15 protein-coding genes are annotated in these 20,714 nt (G+C 74.3%); 9 read left to right on the top strand and 6 right to left on the bottom strand.

Features of this window, described 5'->3' with window-relative positions; all coding sequences use genetic code 11:
• Nucleotides 1-114: 114 nt before the first annotated feature.
• The 4 genes from ACWEK3_RS36070 to yczE form a co-directional block, all read right to left on the bottom strand.
• Nucleotides 115-489 (bottom strand): RNA polymerase-binding protein RbpA, encoded by a 375-nt coding sequence (locus tag ACWEK3_RS36070; RefSeq protein ID WP_003977404.1) that lies wholly within the window; start codon nt 487-489, stop codon nt 115-117.
• Between the two features lie 279 nt (nt 490-768).
• Complete coding sequence (locus ACWEK3_RS36065) at nt 769-2,118, bottom strand: MFS transporter (protein WP_453251625.1); 1,350 nt, start codon at nt 2,116-2,118, stop codon at nt 769-771.
• A 72-nt stretch (nt 2,119-2,190) separates the two neighbouring features.
• Nucleotides 2,191-2,958 carry a glycerophosphodiester phosphodiesterase gene (locus ACWEK3_RS36060; protein ID WP_450541962.1) on the bottom strand — a complete coding sequence of 256 codons (768 nt, stop codon included), beginning with the start codon at nt 2,956-2,958 and terminating at the stop codon, nt 2,191-2,193.
• The gene (gene yczE / locus ACWEK3_RS36055; protein ID WP_453251624.1) at nt 2,955-3,605 is read right to left on the bottom strand and encodes a membrane protein YczE; all 651 of its coding nucleotides are present in this window, start codon (nt 3,603-3,605) and stop codon (nt 2,955-2,957) included. Before yczE ends, ACWEK3_RS36060 begins: the two co-directional genes overlap by 4 nt.
• 101 nt (nt 3,606-3,706) lie before the next feature.
• On the opposite strand from yczE, the gene ACWEK3_RS36050 reads away from it, so the two are divergent.
• Entirely contained in the window at nt 3,707-5,206 is a 1,500-nt protein-coding gene (locus ACWEK3_RS36050; RefSeq protein ID WP_450541958.1) for an SCO1417 family MocR-like transcription factor, read from the top strand.
• A 91-nt stretch (nt 5,207-5,297) separates the two neighbouring features.
• Here the strand turns inward: ACWEK3_RS36050 and ACWEK3_RS36045 are convergent, their stop codons facing one another.
• Nucleotides 5,298-6,908, bottom strand: a complete 1,611-nt coding sequence (locus ACWEK3_RS36045; RefSeq protein WP_453251623.1) for a hypothetical protein — start codon at nt 6,906-6,908, stop codon at nt 5,298-5,300.
• A gap of 36 nt (nt 6,909-6,944) precedes the next feature.
• A complete protein-coding gene (locus ACWEK3_RS36040; protein ID WP_361417201.1) occupies nt 6,945-7,139 on the bottom strand; it encodes a hypothetical protein in 195 nt (64 codons plus the stop codon).
• Nucleotides 7,140-7,476: 337 nt separating this feature from the next.
• Between ACWEK3_RS36040 and ACWEK3_RS36035 the strand changes: the two genes are divergently transcribed.
• The 8 genes from ACWEK3_RS36035 to ACWEK3_RS36000 all read left to right on the top strand — a co-directional run bounded on the left by ACWEK3_RS36035 (nt 7,477) and on the right by ACWEK3_RS36000 (nt 20,662).
• Nucleotides 7,477-7,869 carry an ankyrin repeat domain-containing protein gene (locus ACWEK3_RS36035; protein WP_225075996.1) on the top strand — a complete coding sequence of 131 codons (393 nt, stop codon included), beginning with the start codon at nt 7,477-7,479 and terminating at the stop codon, nt 7,867-7,869.
• 322 nt (nt 7,870-8,191) lie between these two features.
• The gene (locus ACWEK3_RS36030) at nt 8,192-9,610 is read left to right on the top strand and encodes a HEAT repeat domain-containing protein (RefSeq protein WP_450541955.1); all 1,419 of its coding nucleotides are present in this window, start codon (nt 8,192-8,194) and stop codon (nt 9,608-9,610) included.
• A 139-nt stretch (nt 9,611-9,749) separates the two neighbouring features.
• Nucleotides 9,750-10,877, top strand: a complete 1,128-nt coding sequence (locus ACWEK3_RS36025) for a glycosyltransferase family 4 protein (RefSeq protein WP_450541953.1) — start codon at nt 9,750-9,752, stop codon at nt 10,875-10,877.
• Nucleotides 10,874-12,037, top strand: a complete 1,164-nt coding sequence (locus ACWEK3_RS36020) for a glycosyltransferase (RefSeq protein ID WP_453251622.1) — start codon at nt 10,874-10,876, stop codon at nt 12,035-12,037. Before ACWEK3_RS36025 ends, ACWEK3_RS36020 begins: the two co-directional genes overlap by 4 nt.
• Nucleotides 12,034-12,894 carry an SGNH/GDSL hydrolase family protein gene (locus ACWEK3_RS36015; protein WP_450541949.1) on the top strand — a complete coding sequence of 287 codons (861 nt, stop codon included), beginning with the start codon at nt 12,034-12,036 and terminating at the stop codon, nt 12,892-12,894. The genes ACWEK3_RS36020 and ACWEK3_RS36015 overlap by 4 nt, the downstream gene beginning before the upstream one ends.
• A gap of 517 nt (nt 12,895-13,411) precedes the next feature.
• On the top strand, nt 13,412-14,938 hold the full coding sequence (locus tag ACWEK3_RS36010; protein WP_453251621.1) for a hypothetical protein: 1,527 nt from the start codon (nt 13,412-13,414) through the stop codon (nt 14,936-14,938).
• Between the two features lie 52 nt (nt 14,939-14,990).
• Entirely contained in the window at nt 14,991-15,869 is an 879-nt protein-coding gene (locus tag ACWEK3_RS36005; RefSeq protein ID WP_384431828.1) for a hypothetical protein, read from the top strand.
• An 80-nt stretch (nt 15,870-15,949) separates the two neighbouring features.
• Nucleotides 15,950-20,662 (top strand): hypothetical protein, encoded by a 4,713-nt coding sequence (locus tag ACWEK3_RS36000; protein ID WP_453251620.1) that lies wholly within the window; start codon nt 15,950-15,952, stop codon nt 20,660-20,662.
• The last annotated feature ends 52 nt before the right edge of the window (nt 20,663-20,714 follow it).

The following is a 20,714-nucleotide window of genomic DNA, read 5'->3' as shown; positions in this document are numbered from 1 at the left end:
CTCGGCCCCCCTCCACCCACCCGGCCCGGGGGGCCCGACCGTCCCCCCCCGGCGCCCGCTGCCATGTTCGGCGTGCGTGGCGTGCGCTGTGAACCGGCCCGGCCCCCGGCGGGACTACGCGCTCTTGCGGCTGTCCCGGGGATGGACGGCGATGTTCATCGCGCCGGACCGCAGCACGGCGAGACGCTCCTCGAGGACCTCTTCGAGCTCCTCGCGGGTACGCCGCTCCATCAGCATGTCCCAGTGCGTACGCGCCGGCTTCGCCTTCTTCTCCTCCGGCCCGTCACCATCCACCAGGAGTGCCTGGGCCCCACAGACCTTGCACTCCCACTCCGGCGGGATCTCCGCCTCGACCGAGAAGGGCATCTCGAAACGATGCCCCTTCTCGCATGCGTACTCCACGGCCTGGCGCGGAGCCAGGTCGATACCGCGGTCGGTCTCGTAGCTGGTCACCACGAGGCGCGTGCCGCGAAGAGCTCGCTCACTCATGAATCGTGCCTCCCGGGCTTGTCGCCCACAGGACAGGTGTCGCTGTCGTCGTCATCCGGTCAACGTCCGGTCGGCGGTAAAGATTCCCGTTCCGATGTCCCGTTCCGGGTCATGCGTCGCCGTCGTAGCCGCAGCCTTGTCAACCAGTGCAGTACCCACCGGCGCCCGGTTTGTCACATCCGTTAGGAGATGTCACCCAGCGTTTCGGCATCTTTGACGCGCAGTAACGGTACGCCTGGCAGGCCAAACGCGTACACTACCGCCCTTTCGCCTTGAGTGCTAAATCCGATCCGGAACGGGGTTGCCCGCGTCGCTGATCGCACGGCGCACCGGAACCCGGGCGAGCAGCACGAACCCGATCGCGAAGAACGCCACCAGCGAGATGATCGCGTCCCGGTAGCTGCCGGTCAGCTGGTAGGTGATCCCGAACAGCAGTGGGCCAAGCCAGCTCATGCCCCGGTCGCTCATCTCGTACGCCGAGAAGTACTCGGCCTCCTTGCCGGGCGGGACCAGGTGCGAGAACAGCGACCGGGACAGCGCCTGGCTCCCGCCGAGGACCAGCCCGATCCCGGCCGCCAGCACGAAGAACCATATCGGCGCCCCGGCCGGCAGGAAGTACCCGGCCGCCAGGATCACCGCCCACGCGGCGAGCGAGCCGAGGATCGTGCGCTTGGCCCCGTACCGGCGGGCCAGCCGACCCATGCCGAGCGCCCCCGCCACCGCCAGCACCTGCACCATCAGCACCGCCGTGATGAGCGTCGACTGGCTCAGGCCCAGCTCCCGGGAGCCGTACACCGAGGCCTGCGAGATCACCGTCTGGATGCCGTCGTTGTAGACGAGGTAGGCGAGCAGGAAGGACAGGGTGAGCGGTTTGCCCCGCATGTCCCGGATGGTGGAGGCGAGTTGGCGCCAACCGTGGACCCCCGCCGCGGCGGGGGTGGTGCGGCGGTCGCGCAGCCGCTTCAGCGGGACGAGTGTGAAGAGGCCCCACCACAGACCGGCCGAGGCCAGGCAGATGCGCACGGCCGTCGACTCGGAGACGCCGAAGGAGTCGTGGGCGGTGAACAGGACGAGGTTCGCCACCAGCACCAGTGAGCCGGCCGCGTAGCCGAAGGCCCAGCCGCGCGAGGAGACCGCGTCGCGCTCCTCGGGCGGGGCGATCTGCGGCAGATAGGAGTTGTAGAGGACCATCGAGACGGCCACCGACGCGTTGGCGACCACCAGCAGCAGGCCGCCGAGCAGATAGCGGTGGCCGTCCAGGAAGAACAGGCCCGTGGTGGCGCCGGCGCCCACATAGGCGGCGGCCGCGAGGAGCGGCTTCTTGCGGCCGGTGCGGTCGGCCGCCGCGCCGGCGAGCGGCATCAGCACGATCGCCACGATGACGGACGCCGAGACGCAGTACGCGAAGAACGACCCCGCCCGCACCGGGATGCCCAGCGGGTGCACGAACCCGTCCGCGTCCGCCGCCGACTCGGCGACCGCCGTGAGGTAGGGGCCGAGGAAGACGGTGAGCACGCTCGTGGAGTAGACGGAGCACGCCCAGTCGTAGAAGTACCAGCCGCGCTGCTCGCGGCGCCGACCGGCGGCCTCGTCGCCGGTCTGACCTGCCCGCACGGTGTCACTGCCCACCCGTGCCCTCGCTTCCCCGCTGGTTCCCCGGTTGCCGACGGTCCGCGAAGGCGGGCGGGGGTGCGTTGGGCCTCAGGCCCAGACGCCCCGGTCCTCCATGACCTTGCGCAACGTGTCGATGTGATCGGTCATGATGCCATCGACACCGAGGTCCAGGAGCCGGTGCATCAGCGCGGGTTCGTTGATCGTCCACACGTGCACGTGCAGCCCGCGCGCGTGGGCGGTGCGCACGAATCGCCGGTCGACCACCGGGACGCCGTACTGGGAGACGGGCACCTGCGCGGCCACCGCGGACCGGCGCGGCGCCGCAGGCAGACCCCAGGAGCGCAGCCGCAGAGCCAGTACCCCTCGGGTGCCGTACGAGGTCGCGAGGCGGGGCCCGGCCAGGCGCTGCGCCCGGACCACGCGCGCCTCGGAGAACGAGCCGACGCAGACGCGATCCCAGGCGTTCGTCCGCTCGATCAGGTCCAGCAGGGGGCGCAGGGCGGGCTCCGCCTTGACGTCGACGTTCCAGCGGACCTCGGGGAAGCTCTCCAGCAGCTCCGCGAAGAGCGGCACCGGTTCCCGGCCCGCCACGCGCGCCCGGCGCACGTCCTCCCACGGCAGGTCCGCGATCCGGCCCGCGCCGTCGGTCACCCGGTCCAGGGTCGCGTCGTGGAAGGCGACGAGCCGGCCGTCCGCCGTGGCGTGCACGTCGGTCTCCATGTAGCGGTAGCCGAGTCCGGTCGCGTGCCGGAACTGTGCCACGGTGTTCTCCAGCCCGTCGGCCGCCCCGCCGCGGTGCGCGAACGGAATGGGCCCCGGGTGGTCGAGGTACGGGTGGCGTACGGGCGTGGTCACGGACGCAGTATCGCTCGCTCGGGTGTCCCGGCGGCAACGGGCTTGTCTCCGGGCGGCGCCGGAACGGCGAACACACGTAGGAAGAGCTGGGCCAGCGGGCCGATGGACACCGCGTACAGCACCGTGCCGACGCCGATCGTGCCGCCGAGGGCGAAGCCGGTGACCACGACCGCCACCTCCACGGCCGTCCGCATCAGGCGGATCGAGCGGCCGGTGCGCTGGTGCAGGCCCGTCATCAGTCCGTCGCGCGGGCCTGGCCCGAAGCGGGCGGCGATGTAGAGGCCGGTGGCCACTCCGTTGAGCACGATGCCCGCCAGGAGCAGCGGAACCCGGACGGCCAGTGTGCGGGCGTCGGGCATCAGGGCGAGGGTGCCGTCCAGGGCGAGGCCGACGACGAAGACGTTGGAGACCGTGCCCAGGCCGGGACGCTGGCGCAGCGGGACCCACAGGAGCAGCACCACCGCGCCGATGACGATCGACACCACGCCGATCGTCAGGCCCGTCAGTTCGGACAGTCCCTGGTGCAGCACGTTCCATGGCTCCAGGCCCAGGCCCGCCCGGACGAGGAGCGCGGAGCTGGCGCCGTACAGCGCGAGGCCGACGTAGAGCTGGATCAGTCGTCGCCCGAGGCGGGCCGGTGTGGACAAAGTTGTCCCCCCTGGTGGTGGAAGTGGCCTGGTGGATGACACTCTGTGGCGTGGGGAGAATATCCATCCATGGCCAATTCGATGAAGGTGGACTGGTCGTCATGACGCAGTGGACCTCTGCGGTGGGCGCCGCGCAGCTCGCTCGGCTGCTCAAGTCCCAGCAGGACCGCCCGGCGGGCCCGGGCTCACGCCGCCTGCCTGCCTACCGCGCGCTTGCCGACGGTATCCGGCTGCTGGTGCTCGAAGGCCGTGTCCCGGTGGCCGCCCGGCTGCCCGCCGAGCGCGAACTCGCCCTGTCCCTCTCCGTCAGCCGCACCACGGTCGCCGCCGCGTACGAGGCCCTGCGCACCGAGGGCTTCCTGGAGTCCCGGCGCGGCGCGGGCAGCTGGACCGCCGTGCCGGCCGGGAATCCGCTGCCCGCGCGCGGACTGGAGCCCCTGCCGCCGGAGGCGCTGGGCTCGATGATCGACCTGGGCACCGCGGCCCTGCCGGCGCCGGAGCCGTGGCTCACCCGCGCCGTGCAGGGCGCGCTGGAGGAACTGCCGCCCTACGCCCACACCCACGGCGACTATCCCGCCGGGCTGCCGGCGCTCCGTTCGATGATCGCCGAGCGGTACACCACGCGCGGGATCCCCACCATGCCCGAGCAGATCATGGTGACGACCGGCGCCATGGGCGCCATCGACGCCATCTGCCACCTCTTCGGCGGCCGCGGCGAGCGCATCGCCGTGGAGTCGCCGTCCTACGCGAACATCCTCCAGCTGATGCGGGAGGCGGGCGCCCGGCTCGTGCCCGTGGCCATGGCCGAGGGGCTGACCGGGTGGGACCTGGACCGCTGGCGCCAGGTGCTGCGCGAGGCCGCGCCCCGGATCGCCTACGTCGTCGCCGACTTCCACAACCCGACCGGCGCGCTCGCCGACGAGGAGCAGCGGCGGAGGCTGGTGGAGGCGGCCCGCTCGGCGGGGACGGTGCTCGTCGTCGACGAGACGATGAGCGAGCTGCACCTGGAGCCGGGGCTCGCGATGCCGCGGCGGGTGTGCGCCTTCGACCCGGCCGGATCCACGGTGATCACCGTCGGCTCGGCCAGCAAGGCCTTCTGGGCCGGGATGCGTATCGGCTGGGTGCGGGCCGCCCCCGACGTGATCCGCAGCCTGGTCGCCGCGCGGGCCTACGCCGACCTGGGCACCCCCGTGCTGGAGCAACTGGCCGTGAACTGGCTGTTCAGCACCGGAGGGTGGGAGGAGGCCGTGGCGGTCCGGCGGGACCAGGCCCGCGACCACCGGGACGCCCTGGTCGCGGCGGTCCGGCGCGAGCTGCCCGGCTGGGAGTTCGAGGTCCCCGCCGGCGGCCTCACGCTGTGGGTGCGCACCGGCGGCCTGTCGGGCTCCCGCATCGCCGAGGCCGGCGAGCGGGTCGGCGTCCGTGTCCCCTCCGGTCCGCGCTTCGGCGTCGACGGCGCCTTCGAGGGCTATGTCCGCCTGCCGTTCACGGTCGCGGGCGCGGTGGCGGAAGAGGCGGCGACGCGGCTGGCGGCGGCGGCCCGGCTGGTGGAGGCGGGGGGCTCGGGCGGGGGCGAGTCCCCTCGCACCTTCGTCGCCTGAGCGCTGCCCGGGGCCCGGTGGGCCGGCTCGGGGCGGCGTGCCCCGCCTCCGCTTGCGGCTTCGCGGCTCACGGGGGCTCCGGCGAAGGTGCTCACGAGGGCTCCGCGATCGCTTCCGTCACCGCCTCCGTGGGCTCCGCGATCGCTTCCGGCACCGCCTCCGTGGGCTCCGGTACCCGCTCCCCGTCGGCGGGCGTGGTCTTCGGCGGCAGAAGGCCGAGCACGGCCTGCCGGTGCGCGTCGCTCGTCGCGTCGTCGTAGGGGTCGGGTGTGACCGGCACCTGGAGCCGGTGGACCGGCTTCGTCCCCAGCCGGGCGTACCCGCGTCCGGCCGGGACGACGGGCAGCGGCGTCGTGTGCGGCGGCGCTCCCAGCACCGCCTTGAGCTGCTCCGCCGTCGCCGGCCCGAGGACCACGCGCGCGCGTGTGTGCTGCCGTACCGCGTCGCTCAGCGCCTCCGCGCTGTCGAACTGCTCGGCCACGACGACGGCCACACTGACCGCCCGTCCGTGCCGCAGCGGCATCTGGAGCAGCGCCTGCGGGTCCTTGCGGCCGTCCGTGGCGGCCAGGTGCGTGAACGCGGTCGGCCGGTCGAGCAGCAGCCACAGCGGCCGCTTGGTGTCCTCCGGAGGCGGATGGCCCGCCTGCCGCGCGCGGTTGACGGCGATCAGCCTGCGCTCGGTCTCGGTGGCCGCCCACTCCAGGCTCGCCAGCACCCCCGCCAGCCCGCACTCGACCGCGAGAACCCCGTCCCGGCCGCTCAGGCAGGCGAACTCGCCGGTGCCGCCGCCGTCGACGATCAGCACGTCGCCGTGCTGGAGGGCCTGGAGCGCGATGGAGCGCAGCAACGTCGAGGTGCCGCTGCCGGCCTGGCCCAGGGCCAGCAGGTGCGGCTCGGTGGAGCGCAGACCCGTGCGCCAGACGACCGGCGGTACGTCGCGCTGCTCCTCGCCGTAGCCGAGGGGGAGCGTGCGCTGGACCTCGGTGGGGTCGGTGAAACCGAGCACGGTCTCGCCGGGCGCCGTGACGAAGCGCTGCGCGGCGATGTCCGTGGGCAGCGGGGCGAGCGCGGTGACGGTGAGCTGGTTGCCCTCCTCGTCCCAGGAGAAGAGGTACTCGCGGCCGCGGCCCGCCTTGACGGTGAGCAGGTGCTCGATCCGCGCGCGGGACTCGGTCTCGCCGTCGGTGAAGTACGCGGGGTAGCGGATCAGCAGGTGGCGCACGCGTCCCGAGTCGTCGAACTCGAAAGTGGGGAACGCCTTCTCCCACTCGCCCCCGTGCGCGTACAGCGGTGCCGGGTCCTCGGCCGCCGAGAAGTAGGGGACCAGGGCCTCGTACAGGGAGGCCAGGCGCTGGATGCGCGACTCGTCGGGGCCCTCGGGCTGCGGCGGGGTGCGGTCGCGGCCCCGCCAGCCCGCCGCCGCCATGAGGACGATGCAGGCGAGCAGCGGCCCGTACGGCACCAGGGCCACGACCAGGATCACCGAGGCGACCAGGAAGAGGAGCGGTCCCCGCCGGTCCTTCGGTGTCTCCGTCCACTTGCGCCGCCCGGCCCCGGCCAGTCGGCCCAGACCGCGCGAGATCGTGATCAGCGGGTGGAGGACGTCGGTGGCGCCGCCCGCCGCCGTCCGGGCCAGCTCCCGGCCGCGGGAGATCTGCGCGCTGCCGTTGCTCAGGATGCGAGGGAGAGGGCGCCGGGCCACTTCTTGCTCCAGGGGTGCGTGCGGAGGGGGGCGGAATCAGAAATTGAGCCCGCCCAAGAGGCTCGCGACGCTTGCGCCCCCGGCCTTGATGCTCGGGGCCACGCCGGTGCTCGACAGGTAGAAGCCGAAGAGCCCGCAGATCGTCGCGTGCGAGCTCTTCAGCCCGTGGTTGCGGCAGAACAGGAAGACGACGCTGCCGAGCAGCACAACGCCCGAGATGTTGAGGATCATTGTCTCTCTCCTGGTTCACGGGGACAGTCACCATGAGTTCTTCCAGGCTCACAGAATGTATCTATAGGACAAAAGCTGCAACTGGGTGAAATTAAGTAGATTTCCCCCGGTGGGCGGAGCTGCTCCGCGCCCGCCGGGCACGTCTGCTGCGCTCACCGGGCGCTGTGGTGATCTTTGCCTCGAGCGGTGCCCGACATGTGCCGCCGAAGCCAGTACGCTGGCGATTCACCCGTACGGCGTCACCGCTCGCCGCCGTACCGGCTCGCGTACGACCGCCCCGCTCGCTGTCGTACGCTCCCGCAGTCCCCAGTAGTCGTAGTGAGAGGCGGTCCGGCCGATGAGCGAAGCCCCCGACCCCGAGGTCGTGGAGCTGGCGACCAAGATCTTCGATCTGGCCCGGCAGGGGCGGACCGAGGCACTCGTGGCGTACGTCGACGCGGGCGTCCCGGCCGACCTCACCAACGACCGCGGCGACTCCCTGGTGATGCTCGCCGCATACCACGGCCACGCAGCCGCCGTCCGCGCGCTGCTGGCCCGAGGCGCCGACGCCGACCGCGTCAACGACCGGGGCCAGACCCCCCTCGCCGGAGCGGTCTTCAAGGGCGAGCAGGAAGTGATCAAGGCCCTCCTGGAGGGCGGCGCGGACCCCTCCGCCGGCACCCCCTCGGCCGTTGACACGGCCCGGATGTTCGGCAGGACGGAGCTGCTGGAGATGTTCGGCGAGAGCTGATCCCCGGGCCGAAAGAAGCCGCTTCGGCCCTTCTGGCCAGGAACGACACAAATAACGGGGGAGGCGGTACAGGGCCGCCGGATATTTCGGTCGCGGCAGCGCGGACGCCGGGTCATCATGACGTCGTGATTCACGGACGCGATGGCTGGGCAGGTGTTGCCGCACCGCGCGGGCCGTGATCCGGCCGTATGGGCCACGGACGAGAGGCAGAGGAAGATGGTCTACAGCAAGCAGCGGACGGCGGGCGCCCCGACGTGTTGTCGCGCGGCCAGGTAGTACGAGTTCCCCGGTTGCGTCGACGCTTGATGTGAGGCTGTTTCCCATGTTCGATCCGGTCATAGCGCCCAGCGGTACGCTGCTCGGCCTGCTCCAGCGGGGCCGCGGCGACGGCACGCTGCACGCGCTCACCGCCCCCCGCGCCGAAGCGCTGGCGGCACTGAACCACTGCGTGCTGCTCGACCCACGCCACGACTGGCAGGTGGAGAACCGCTCCCTGTACTACGCCCGGCTCTTCCTCGACCTCGACGGCGAACTGGACCGGATCGAGGAGCACCTCTTCGACCCCGAGGACGCCCTCGACACCGACGAGTCACGCACCGGACTCGCCCTCGCCGTGCTCGGGCACCTCGCCTCCTACGGCAGGCGGGACGCGCTCGCCCTCCTGCGCAGGTACGCAGCCACGGGCGCCAACTGGGCCTGGGCCCTGGACGAACTGGCGCTCAGGGACGACGACGCGGGGCTGCGCGCCCTCGCCGCTCCGGTTCTCGCGCGCTTCGCCACCGACGCCGAGGGCGAGGCCGAGCTGGCCGCCGCGGTGCGCGACGCCTTCGAGCCCCGGCCGTGGCGGCTGTGGGCCGACGACCCGCGCGAGTCGGTCGCCACCCGCGTGCGTGCCGCGCACGAGGCCGGCAGCTTCGACCTCTGGCAACGGCAGATGCGCCCCACCGGACCCCGGCCCGGGTGGAGCGTGCAGGCGGTGTTCGAGTGGGCCCAGCAGGGCGCCGAACGCGGCGCGCCCCGCCATGTCCCGGCCGCCCGCTGTCTCACCGCCGTCGCCGGGCCCGAGGACCGGCCCGAGATCCTCCGCGCCGCCCGCGCCGGTACCGACGCGGCCCGCTGTACCGCCCTGCGCTACCTCGCCGACGGCGACGACGCCGACGCCCTGGACCTGATCGAGGCCGCGGTGTCCGACGGCTCGGTTTTCGTGGTGGAGGCCGCCGTCGACGCGTTCGAACGCATGCGCGGGGCCGCCGCCGTCGACCGGGCACGTGGCTGGGTCCACCGCCCCGACCCGCTGGGCGCCGCCGCCGGACGTGTGCTCGCCTGCCGTGGCGCGGTCCGGGACCGCGACCTCGTTCTCGCCGCCCTGCGGGAGGCGGTCCGGGGCGAAGGCCCCGACGCACCCACCCTGTGGACGCTGGTCGACGGCGCCGGCCGGCTGGGCATCACCTGCGCCGCGCCCGTGCTGCGCCACGTCTACCGCGAGACCGCCTCCTCCCATCTGCGCGGCCGGGCCGCCCGGGCCCTGGCCGCCACCGACCCCTCCTTCCCCGCCGGATTCGCCGTCGAATGCCTGTGGGACTGCGAGGAGACCACCCGCGAGATCGCCGCCCGGCATGCCGAGACCGGCGACACGCGCGTCGTCGAGCGACTGCGCCGACTCGCCGCCGACCCGGCCGAGGAGGACGAGGTCCAGACCGCTGTGCGGAGCCGGATCGGACCGGACACGCCCACCGGGTGAACGTCCGGTGACCCGGGGGCCAGGGGCGCGTGGCCGGGGGCCGTCCGGTCCGGCCGCAGAGCCCAACGCTCATGGGACGTTCCTCGTCCGGAAAGATCCACGTTGACGCGGGCACGTCCGGCACGGCGACAACACCGGTATGCGTGTCGTCATCGTGACCGAATCCTTTCCCCCCGATGTGAACGGCGTGGCCCACTGCGCGTTCCAGACCGCCCGGCACCTCGTCGATCGCGGTCACGCCCCCCTCGTCGTGGCTCCCGCCACCGCCGCCTCGACCGGGCCCGACGCCCCCGCGCCGTGCCCCGTCGTCCGCGTCCCCTCCCTTCCGCTCCCGGGCTACCCCCAGGTCCGCGTCGCCCTGCCCAGCAGGCGCGTCGCGACGGCGCTCACCGAGCACCGCGCCGACCTCGTCCACCTGGCCGGCCCCTTCGTCCTCGGCGTCCGCGGCATGGCGGCCGCCACCCGGCTCGGCATCCCCGCCGTCGCCGTCTACCAGACCGACCTCGCCGGCTACGCCCGCACCTACATGGGCGCCGGCGAGGCGGCGGCCTGGCGGCGCATCCGCTCCGTCCACGCCGCCGCCGACCTCACCCTCGCCCCCTCCAGCGCCGCCCAGCAGGACCTGGAGGCGCACGGCGTGCCCCGGGTCAGGCTGTGGGGCCGCGGCGTGGACACCGTCCGCTTCCGCCCCGAGCACCGCGATGAGGCACTGCGTCGCGAACTCGCCCCGAACGGCGAGCTGATCGTCGGTTACGTCGGCCGGCTCGCCCCCGAGAAGCAGGTCGAACTGCTCTCCGGCGTCTGCGGCCTGAACGGCGTACGGGTCGTGGTGGTGGGCGACGGGCCCAGCCGCGCCCAGCTGACCGAGGCCCTGCCGGGCGCGGTCTTCCTGGGCCGTCGCACGGGCGACGACCTCGCGCGGATCTTCGCCTCGCTGGACGTCTTCGTGCACACCGGCCCCTTCGAGACGTTCTGCCAGACCGTGCAGGAGGCCATGGCCTCCGGGGTGCCCGTCGTCGCGCCCGCCGCGGGCGGCCCGCTCGACCTGGTCGCCCACGGTCGCACCGGGCTGCTCGTCCCGCCGCGCGACGCGGCCGCCGTACGCGACGCCGTGTGGGCGCTGGCCGCCGACCCGGCACTGCGGGCGTCGTTCGCGGCGGCCGGCCGCTCCGCGGTCCAGGAGCGCACCTGGGCGGCGGTCGGCGACCAGCTCATCGCCCACTACGAGGGCGTGCTCGCCGCGCGCCGGACGGCGGTGGCGGCATGACCACCGCGCCGCTCACCCTCGTGCGGCTCGCGAACTTCGTCGCCCCCGCCTCCGGCGGACTGCGCACCGCCCTGCGCGAACTCGGCAAGGGCTACAAGGCGGCCGGCCACGAACCGGTGCTGGTCATCCCGGGTGACCGCCACACCGACGAGGAGACCGAACAGGGCCGCGTGATCACCCTGCCCGGGCCGTTGCTGCCCGGCACCGGCGGCTACCGCGTCCTCACCGACAAGCGGCGGGTGGCCGCCCTCCTGGAGGAGCTCGCACCGGACCGCCTGGAGGTCTCCGACCGCACGACGCTGCGGTGGACCGGCAAGTGGGCCCGGCGGGCCCGGGTCCCGGCCGTGATGGTGTCCCACGAGACCGCCGACGGCGTGCTGCGCACCTGGGGCTTGCCGCAGAACCTGTCCCAGCGCGCCGCCGACGCCCTCAACGTCCGTACCGCGCACACCTACGCGCGCGTCGTGTGCACCACCGAGTTCGCCGAGCGCGAGTTCGTGCGGGTCGGCGCGCGCAACGTCGTGCGCGCGCCCCTGGGTGTCGACCTGGTGGAACGGCACCCCGCGCTGCGGGAGGCGGCTCTGCGCGCCCAGCACGCGCGCGACCACGAGGCGCTGCTGGTGATGTGCTCCCGGCTGTCCGTGGAGAAGCGGCCCGGCAACGCGCTGGACGCGCTGGAGGCGCTGCTGCGGCGCGGACGGCGGGCGGTGCTGGTGGTGGCCGGGGACGGTCCGCTGCGGACGCGGCTGGAGCAGCGGGCCCGTGAGCGGGCGCTGCCAGTGACGTTCCTCGGGCATGTCCGCGACCGCGACCGGCTCGCCGCGCTCCAGGCCTCCGCCGACGTGTGCCTGGCACCCGGGCCAGCCGAGACCTTCGGGCTCGCCGCGCTGGAGGCGATGGCCTGCGGTACCCCCGTGGTGGCCAGCGCCTCCTCCGCCCTGCCGGAGGTGATCGGTGCCGCCGGTGACAGCGCGGCGGATCACGGCGAGGCGTTCGCCGACGCCGTGGAGGGCCTGCTGGCACGCCCGGAGCGGGAGCGGCGCGAGGCGGCACGCGCGCGTGCGGAGTGCTTCGGGTGGACCGCCTCCGTGGAGGCGTTCCTCGCCGCGCACGACGTACCGGCTCCCGTGCGACGCCCGTTGCCGGAGGGCGTGGCATGAGATCCCTGCGCTTCGTCGCCCTCGGCGATTCGCTGACCGAGGGCGTCGGCGATCCCACGGGCGACGGATGGCGCGGCTGGGCGGCTCTGCTCGCCGGCGGCCTCGCCGAGAAGCCCTCGGCCGTGGAGTTCACCAACCTCGCGGTCAGCGGGGCGCAGACCCGCGACGTCCTGGAGCGGCAGACCCCGGCCGGGCTGGAGCTGCGCCCGGATGTCGTGTCGGTCGTCGTCGGCGTCAACGACACCCTGCGCCGCACCTTCGACATCCACGCGGTGGCCGCCCGGCTCGACCGGGTCTTCGCGGCCTTCACCGGCCGGGGCGCGGTCCTGCTGACGGCCTGTCTGCCCGACCCCGGCGCGATGCTCGGACTGCCCGGCGCGCTGGCCCGCCCGCTGGCCCGGCGGCAGCGGGCGGTCAACACGGTGGTCCACGCCCTGTCGGAGCGGTACGGCGCCGTGCACCTGCACGCCGACGCGGGCCAGTGGCTGACCGACCGCGCGATGTGGAGTGCGGACCGGCTGCACCCGGGGGAGCGCGGGCACCGTCAACTCGCTGTCCGCTTCCACGCGTTGCTCGCGGAGACGGGCGTGGCGAGCGGGCCCGCGCCCTCGCCCGAGCCGGAGTTCCCCGCGCCCACCAGGTCGGCGAGCCTGTGGTGGCTGGCCACGGCGGGCACCGCCTGGGTGGCCCGCCGCTGCACCGACCTGCTGCCGCAGCTGCTCACCCTGGCCGCCGACGAACTCCGCCACCACGCCCGCGGCACGAGCACCCGCCTCGACCTGCGCTCGTCGGCATCGGTATCGGCGGCCCTGGCCGCGCTGTCCGCGCCGGAGGGAGCGGAGCCGGAGGTGGCTTGAGCCGGGAGTGGCTGGGGCTTGGGACGGCCGGAGTCCGGAGCGGCCTGAGCTTGGACCCGGTCCAAGCCGGAAGTGGCCTGAGCCCGTAGCGGCCCGAGTCCAGAAGCGGCCTGAGTCCGAAGTGGCCCGAGTCCGGCGCCGGCCGGATCCCGGAGCGGCCCGAGTCGGAAGCAACCCGAGCGGGGAAGCCGCCTGAACAAGGTGGGAATTCGAGCCGGAGCACCCGTACTGGCCGGCCTGGGTGCCGTGCGCCATGGCTCCTGCCCCGTCTCAGCAGGGACCGCGCGGCGCCTTCAACAGCCCCGTCTCAGCAGGGACCGCGCGGCGCCTTCAACGGCCCCCGAACCGTGCCCCGCCGACCACGTAGCGTACGACCCGCGGTGACTGACGGGCCCTACCTCACCCGCGACCGGCGGATCCTCCGTGCCCTGTGCGAGGGCGGGCGGGACGACGTACCGCGCCGGCCGCGTCCGTGCCGTTTGGGTCGTTGTCGGACCGAGGACCTAATCTGTGCACCGTGACTTCGCCTGCATCGACGGACAGCGTTCCGCCCCAGCTCAGCGCGGGGCCGCGCCCTGCCCAGGGGCCGGCCGCCGACGAGGGGCTGGCGCGGCGGCTGCGCGCGCTCGCCTGCACCGCGCCGCTGCACGACCTGGACGCCCGCAAGGCCAACCTCGCCGGCGAGTACTCGGTGTACGGCATGGCGGAGGTCGCGCTCGCCGCCATCGACCTCGTCACCCTCAACATGGACTTCGACACCGGCGCCGACCACGACCAGGTCGTGGCCCGGCTCGTCCCGCGCGTCGCCGCGCAGGCCCCGCGGCGCCCGGCCGGCGAGCACGAGCGCGTGGCCCGCTGGGTCCTGGAGAACCTGATCAACGTCGGCAGCGTCGACCGCGGCTTCCGTGCGGTGTACGGCACCTTCGGGCCGGACGGCACGTATGTGCGCCGCGACTACGACTTCAAGCTGATCGAGGAGGTCCCCGGCCCCGGCGGCAGCGTCTACCTGCGCACGACGGACGAGGCGGTCAACGTCCTCGTCGGCGCCCTCGACACCGACGTCACCAGCGCCCAGATCGCCGCCGAGGTCAAGCTGGAGGTGCTCATCAGCCGCGGCCGCCTCGCGGACGCCCAACTCGCCGCCGAACAGGCCCGCTACCGGACCGTGCAGTACTCGGAGACCCTGCGCAGGGCCCTGGAGGCGACCCGGCGCAACGTCCGGGCGGTGGACTGGCTCAGCGCCGTCCCCGACATGATCGCCGAGGCCCTGGACCACGTCGCCGACCGCTACCGGCACGAGAACGCGATCCTGACCAACATCCGCAAGGCGCGCGACGAGTCGGAGGACCCCGAGCACAAGCGACGCGCCGCCGAGCTGGTCGACATCGTCAAGGACTGCATCCGCAGGCACACCCAACTACAGTCCCGGCTGCTGGAGGCCGGGCCCCTGTTCCGCGCCGAGCAGGACCGGCAGGCCTTCGCCACCCCCCTGACCACCTCCGGGACCGACCTCTACGGCCACCTGCTCGCCCCCACCCTCCCGCTGCCGCTGGAGCAGGCGATCCGGGTCACGGACGCCTTCTTCGCGCGCGGGACCGGGCTGCGCACGCCGGCGTCCGTCCGTGTCGCCGACCTCGTGGACATCCTGCTGACGCCGCCCGTCGAGCGGGAGCACCTGGGCGCCGAGATGCCCGAGCCCGACCTGATCGCCACCCCGGACGACAGCCGGTTCAGCGAGGAGCAGCTCGCGGCCGCCATGGAGCTGCTGGACCTGCCGGCCGACGCGCCGCGACGGCTGTCGGGCCTGCTCACCGAGGCCCGCGACAAGGACCCCGACCTGCCGTACCTGGTCGCCCTGCTGGCCGTCCACGCGGCCAGCCCCCCGGTCGGCACCGCTTACCGGCAGGGCGAGGAGAAGCTGCTGTTCGCCGTGGACGACGGGACCGAACTGGACGATCAGGAGTTCGGCGGCGCCGACCTCGTCGTCGGCACGGCACTGCTGGACGCGGCGGGCATGGCGGCCGACCGGACGGAGGCGGCGTGAGCCCCGCCGGCAACCGTACGCACGAGCGACACCCCAGCAAGGAGCCCCAACCGTGACCGAGCACGTCGACCGGAGTGAGCCGGAAGCCGCAGGCGCGCCCACGGCGGTCGCCGTCACACCCGCCGACGCCGCCGACGCGGCCCGGCTCGTCGCCTTCGGGCTCCAGCCCAAGCTTCAGCCCGCCCGCGACCAGGAGTACGCCGACCTGCTGCGCCGCCACCGCGAGGACCCGGCGTTCGCACGGCTCGCGGACGCCGTGGCCGCCGGACTCGGGCTGGTCGTCCTTGAGGTGTCCCCGCGCGCCGGGATGGCGGTCACCGCCGCCGAGGACTCGGTGTTCGCCGTCCGCATGGGCGACTACGCGCGCCGTACCGCCGCCGACTCCGGCGACCGCTTCCTGCACGGACTGGCCCACCTCGCGGTGGCCGCCCTGGCGTTCCCGCGCCCCGAGGACCTCGCCGACGACGGCTACATCGGGCGCGTCACCGTCAACGGCGTGGACGCCTTCGTCCGCCAGGCCTGCCGCCGCCTGGAGGAGCGCGCCGAGGAGCGGGGCGAGAACACCGACCCGGCCACGGACGCGCCGGGCCTCGAGGCCGCCTGGCGGATCTGGGCCAGACGCAGCGCGACCGGGGCCACCAAGGACGCACGCCGGCCGGCCGCCTCCACCACGGGCATCGTGGCCAAGGCCCTGGCGTTCCTGACCGACTCCGGGTTCCTCCAGCGCACCGGCGACGAGAGCGGCGGCACGTACCGCACTACGGCCCGCTACCAGCTTCAGGTGCGCGACATGGCGGGCAGTGCCGCCCTGGCCGAACTCCTCGAACTGGGCATTGTCCCGATGGCCGGCGGCGCACCGAGCCTGCTGCCCGCCGAGGACGGCGACGACCTGGACCTGGTGGCCGACGCCGGGCTGCCGTTCCACTCCTGAGGCCCTGCTGCCTCCCGCCGCCCCCCGTCCGCAAGAACTCCGCCACCCCCCAACTGCAAGAAGACTGACGAGAGTCCGCCATGTACGAGTTGTCCCGGGTCCGCCTCTACTCCATCGGGCCCGCCGGTGCGCGCTACGCCGACACCGTGCTTGACCTGCGGGGCGTGGGCGAGCCGGTGCCCGACCCCGCGCCCATCCAGGCGGAGTTCTTCGAGGCGGAGCCGGTCGGCCCGCCGCGCCGGCCCGCCCCCGCCGGCGTGCTGTTCCTGGAGAACGGCGGCGGCAAGTCCGTGCTGCTCAAGCTGATCTTCTCGGTGATGCTGCCCGGCCACCGCAACACCCTTGGTGGCGCCAGCTCCGGCGTGCTGCGCAAGTTCCTGCTCGCCGACGACTGCGGGCACGTGGCGCTGGAGTGGCAGCACGTGCAGACCGGCGAGTGCGTGGTCGTCGGCAAGGTCAGCGAGTGGCGCGGGCGCCAAGTATCCAACGACCCACGGAAGTTCGCCGAGGCCTGGTACTCCTTCCGGCCCGGACCCGGACTCACCCTGGACAACCTCCCCGTCGCCGAGGCCACGTCCGTACGGCCGTCCGCCGAGGGCCAGTCGGGCGCTCGGGGCCGCCGCCGCACCATGAAGGGCTTCCGGGACGCCATCACCGAGGCGGCCAAGACCTACCCGTACCTCGAGGTGCATTTCGAGGAGATCCACGAGCGCTGGACCGAGCACCTGGGCGACCTCGGCCTCGACCCCGAACTCTTCCGCTACCAGCGGGAGATGAACGCCGACGAGGGCGAGGCGGCCGGCCTGTTCGCGGTGAAGAAGGACTCCGACTTCACCGACCTGCTGCTGCGTGCCGTCACCGACACCCGCGACACCGACGGGCTCGCCGACCTGGTCAGCGGGTTCGGCAACAAGCTGGGCCGGCGCGCCGAGCTGATCGCCGAGCGGGACTTCACCGCCGGCTCGGTCGACCTCCTCGGCCGGATCGTCGAGGCCGCCGAGTCCCGCACTCGCGCGCGTGACATCCACGCCGCGGCCGAGCGGCGCACCCGGACGCTGGCACGGCGGCTGTCCGCCCGGGCCGTACGGGAGCGGGTCCGGGCCGCCGACCTCGCCCAGCGCGTCACGGCCGCCGCCTACGGCGTCACGCACTCCGAGGGCGCCCGCGAGCGCAGCGCGCTGATCGCCGCCGAACTCGCCTACCGGCACGCCTCACTGGCCCTCGCCGCCGCCGAGAAGTCAGCGGCCGCGCAGAAGCGGGAACTCGCCGACGCGCGCACCCTGTACGCGGCGTGGCAGGCCGCCGAGGCCGTGCTGCGCCACCGCGCCGCCGCCGACCGCGTGGCCCGTGTCTCCGCCGCGATCCAGGAGGCCGAACGGGACGCGGCCCCGGCCCTGGCCGCGCGCGCCAAGGCCGCCACGGATCTCGTACGGGCCCTGCACACGGCCGCCGAGAGCGCCGAGACCGTCGCCAACGAGGAAGAGGAGCGGTCCGCGCGGCTCCAGGAGGTCGGCGAGTCCGCCTACCGGGACCAGACGGCCGCCGCGACCGAGGCGCAGCGCGCCCGTAGCGAGGCCGGGCATCTGCGCCAGCGCCTCGCCGAGGTCGAGCAGGAGACCGCCGAGGCGGTCCGCGCGGGCTGGTTGGACGACAGCGCGCCCGACGCCGATCCGGCTCGTGCGGCCCTGGCCGCCAGCGACGCGGAGAAGACGGCGGTCGCCGCCTGGGACCAGGTCCGCGAGACTGCTCGGAAGGCCACGGAACAAGCGCGCGAGGCCGCCTCGGCCGAATCCCGCGCGGAGCTCACCGCGGCCCGCGCGGCCGACGCGGCGACGGCGGCCCAGCGCGCCTACGAGACCGAACGCCGCACCGCCGAGGCGCTGGCGGCCGAGGGGCGGCTCGCGGAACTGCTGAGCCTGCCGGGCGCGACCGGGCCCGCGCGGGCAGGAGTGCCGGCGCCCCGGACCGGACCGGACGCCACGGGCGCCACCGCGTGGGGTGCCGAGGCGGCCCACCGCACCGGAGGGGCGCCGTACGGCACCCCGGGACGGTCGGGTGCCGCGGAGGCGGACCAGGCCGGGGCCGAGGGCACGCTCACCCCCGAGGACCTGGACCGCTTCGCCGACGAGCTGCGCGAACTGCTCGACGGCGCCGTCTCGTCCGCGGAGCGGCACCTGTTCGAACTGCGCACCGCCGCCGCCGCCGACTCCCGGATCCTCGGCGCGCTCGGTGACGGCGGGCTGCTGCCGCCCGGCCCGGACGTACTGGCCACGGTGGAGTTCCTCGGCGAGCACGGCATCCCCGCGCTGCCCGGCTGGCGCTACCTCGCCCAGGCCGTCGACCCCGCCGACCACGCGCGCGTACTGGCCGCGCGCCCCGAGCTGGTCGACGGCGTGATCATCACCGACCCGGACACGCACGCGCGTGCCCGCGAGGCCCTCGCGGACGCGGCCCTGCTGCCGCGCTCCACCGTGGCCGTCGGCACCGCGGCCGCCCTGCTCGCCCCCACCCCGGCCGACGGCGCGCCTCAGGGCGACGTGTTCCTGGTCCCGCCGAACCCGGCCATGCACGACGAGCTCGCCGCCGACGAGGAACGGCAGGCGCTGCGCGCGCGGGCCACCGAGCGGGACGAGGAGATCCGCACCCTGGCCGCCCGGCTCGGCAAGGACCGGGAGCTGGCGGCGCGGCTCGCCTCCTGGCGCACCGGCTGCCCCGCCGGCCGGCTGCTGGAGCTGGCACAGGCCGCCCAGGAAACGCGTGTGTTCGCCGAGGAGGCCGAGGCCGAGCTGGCCGAGGCGCGCAGCCTGCGGGCGGAGGCCGACGAGGCCGCCGCCGAGGTCGCCCAGGAGCGCGACGAGCGGCAGGAGGCCGCCCAGAAGGCACGGCGGGCCGCCGACGCCCTCGCAGGACTCGCGTTCCGGCTGCGCGAGCGAGCCGGCTGGCAGGCCCGGCTGCGCGAACTCGCCGACGAGGCGGCCGAGTCCGAGGCCCGCGCCCAGGTCTGCCTGGAACGCGCCCGCGCCGCCGACGAGGACCGGCGCGCCGCTCAGCGCGCCGCCGACGACACCCGCCGCACCGCACGGGCGCTGCGCGCCGAGCGCTCGGAGATCGCCGGCGCCCCCGACGGTGTGCCGGAGAGCGACGGGGAGGCGCCCAAGGCGTCCCTGCCCGCCCTGCGCGAGGCCTACCGCGCCGCCTCCCAGGTCTACGAGAAGGTCGGTGTCGGCGCGGACCTGCGCGCCGAGCAGGCCCGAGCGGAGAGCGACGAGAGCGCCGCCCGCGCCGAACTCGACCGGCTCAGCAACAAGGTCCGTACCCGCGCGGAACAACTCCTGGAGTCCCCCGAGGGCTCCGACGGGCCGTCCCGGCAGGGCGCCGCCGCCCGCGCCGAGGAGCTGGTGCAGCTCCTGGAGACCCGGATGTCCTCCGCGAGCGAACAGCTCGGCCGGCTGCGCGGCGAGGCCGAGCGGCACGCGCCCGAGGACGGCGAGGTACACACCGAACTTCCCGAGGACCTGCTCCCGCGCGACGCCGAGCACGCACAGGCCCTGCTGCGCACGGCCACCGCGGAACTCGCCTCCCGGACCGGGGCGCTGGCCCAGGCCCGCGAGGCGCACGCCGAGCTGCTGGAGTCCCACCGCGCCGCCGAGGACGCGGCCGGCGGTTTCGACGAGATCGCCGGCATGCTGCGCGACCAGCTGCGCGAGCACACGAGCGACGAGGAGCAGGAGGAACCCGAGCCGTACCCGGGAAGCCCGGAGGACGCCCGGCAGGCGGCCGCCGAGGCCCGCAGGTCACTGCGCGGCTGCGCCGCCGACCTGTCCGCCGCCGAGGCCGCCGTCCGCGAGGCTAGCGACATCCTCGTCCGGCACGCCAACTCCACCCGCTACGAACAGGTGCGCACCCCCGCCCGGCAGCAGATCCGCGAACTGCCCGCCTCCGCCCTGCCCGAGCACGCCCAGAAATGGGCGGAGGCCTTCGCGCCCCGGCTCCGGGTGCTCACCGACGAGCTGGCCCAACTGGAACGCAACCGGGACTCGATCGTGGACCGGTTGCGCGGACTGGTCGAGTCGGCGCTTGCCACGCTCAGGTCGGCCCAGCGCCTGTCCCGCCTCCCGGAAGGGCTCGGCGAGTGGTCCGGGCAGGAGTTCCTGCGCATCCGATTCGACGAACCCGACCAGGCCACGCTCACCGAGCGGCTCGGCGAGGTCATCGACGAGGCGACCCGCGCCGCCGTGAAGAAGAACTCGGACCTGCGGCGCGACGGCATGTCCCTGCTGCTGCGCGGAGTCGGCGCGGCGCTCCAGCCCAAGGGCGTCGCCGTGGAGATCCTCAAGCCGGACGCCGTCCTGCGCGCCGAGCGGGTCCCCGTCGGGCAGATGGGCGACGTGTTCTCCGGCGGCCAGCTGCTCACCGCGGCCATCGCCCTGTACTGCACGATGGCCGCCCTGAGGTCGAACGACCGCGGCCGCGACAAGCACCGCCACGCGGGCACGCTCTTCCTGGACAACCCGATCGGCCGCGCCAACGCCACCTATCTGCTGGAGCTCCAGCGGGCCGTCTCGGACGCCCTCGGTGTGCAACTCCTCTACACCACCGGCCTGTTCGACACGACGGCGCTCGCCGAGTTCCCCCTGGTGATCCGGCTGCGCAACGACGCCGACCTCAGGGCAGGGCTGAAGTACATCAGTGTGGAGGAGCACCTGAGGCCCGGGCTGCCGCAGCAGACTCCCGCGGGCGAGGCGGTGCACAGCGAGATCACGGCGACCCGGATGTTCAAGCGCCCGGCGTGACGGCCCGGCCGGGCCGGGGCACTCGACCGGCTCGACCGAGCCCGGCCGCCGT

The organism is Streptomyces sp. NPDC004721 (genome assembly GCF_053601495.1).
The sequence above is the reverse complement of the archived record's forward strand: the minus strand, read 5'-3'. Positions and strand labels throughout refer to the sequence as shown.

Bases quoted from the DNA above. Each gene is read 5' to 3' on its own strand.
- ACWEK3_RS36015 (WP_450541949.1), top strand. From the start codon at position 12,034: ATGAGATCCCTGCGCTTCGTCGCCCTCGGCGATTCGCTGACCGAGGGC.
- ACWEK3_RS36035 (WP_225075996.1), top strand. From the start codon at position 7,477: ATGAGCGAAGCCCCCGACCCCGAGGTCGTGGAGCTGGCGACCAAGATC.
- ACWEK3_RS36070 (WP_003977404.1), bottom strand. From the start codon at position 489: ATGAGTGAGCGAGCTCTTCGCGGCACGCGCCTCGTGGTGACCAGCTAC.
- ACWEK3_RS36030 (WP_450541955.1), top strand. From the start codon at position 8,192: ATGTTCGATCCGGTCATAGCGCCCAGCGGTACGCTGCTCGGCCTGCTC.
- ACWEK3_RS36020 (WP_453251622.1), top strand. From the start codon at position 10,874: ATGACCACCGCGCCGCTCACCCTCGTGCGGCTCGCGAACTTCGTCGCC.
- ACWEK3_RS36050 (WP_450541958.1), top strand. From the start codon at position 3,707: ATGACGCAGTGGACCTCTGCGGTGGGCGCCGCGCAGCTCGCTCGGCTG.
- ACWEK3_RS36025 (WP_450541953.1), top strand. From the start codon at position 9,750: ATGCGTGTCGTCATCGTGACCGAATCCTTTCCCCCCGATGTGAACGGC.
- ACWEK3_RS36000 (WP_453251620.1), top strand. From the start codon at position 15,950: ATGTACGAGTTGTCCCGGGTCCGCCTCTACTCCATCGGGCCCGCCGGT.
- ACWEK3_RS36040 (WP_361417201.1), bottom strand. From the start codon at position 7,139: ATGATCCTCAACATCTCGGGCGTTGTGCTGCTCGGCAGCGTCGTCTTC.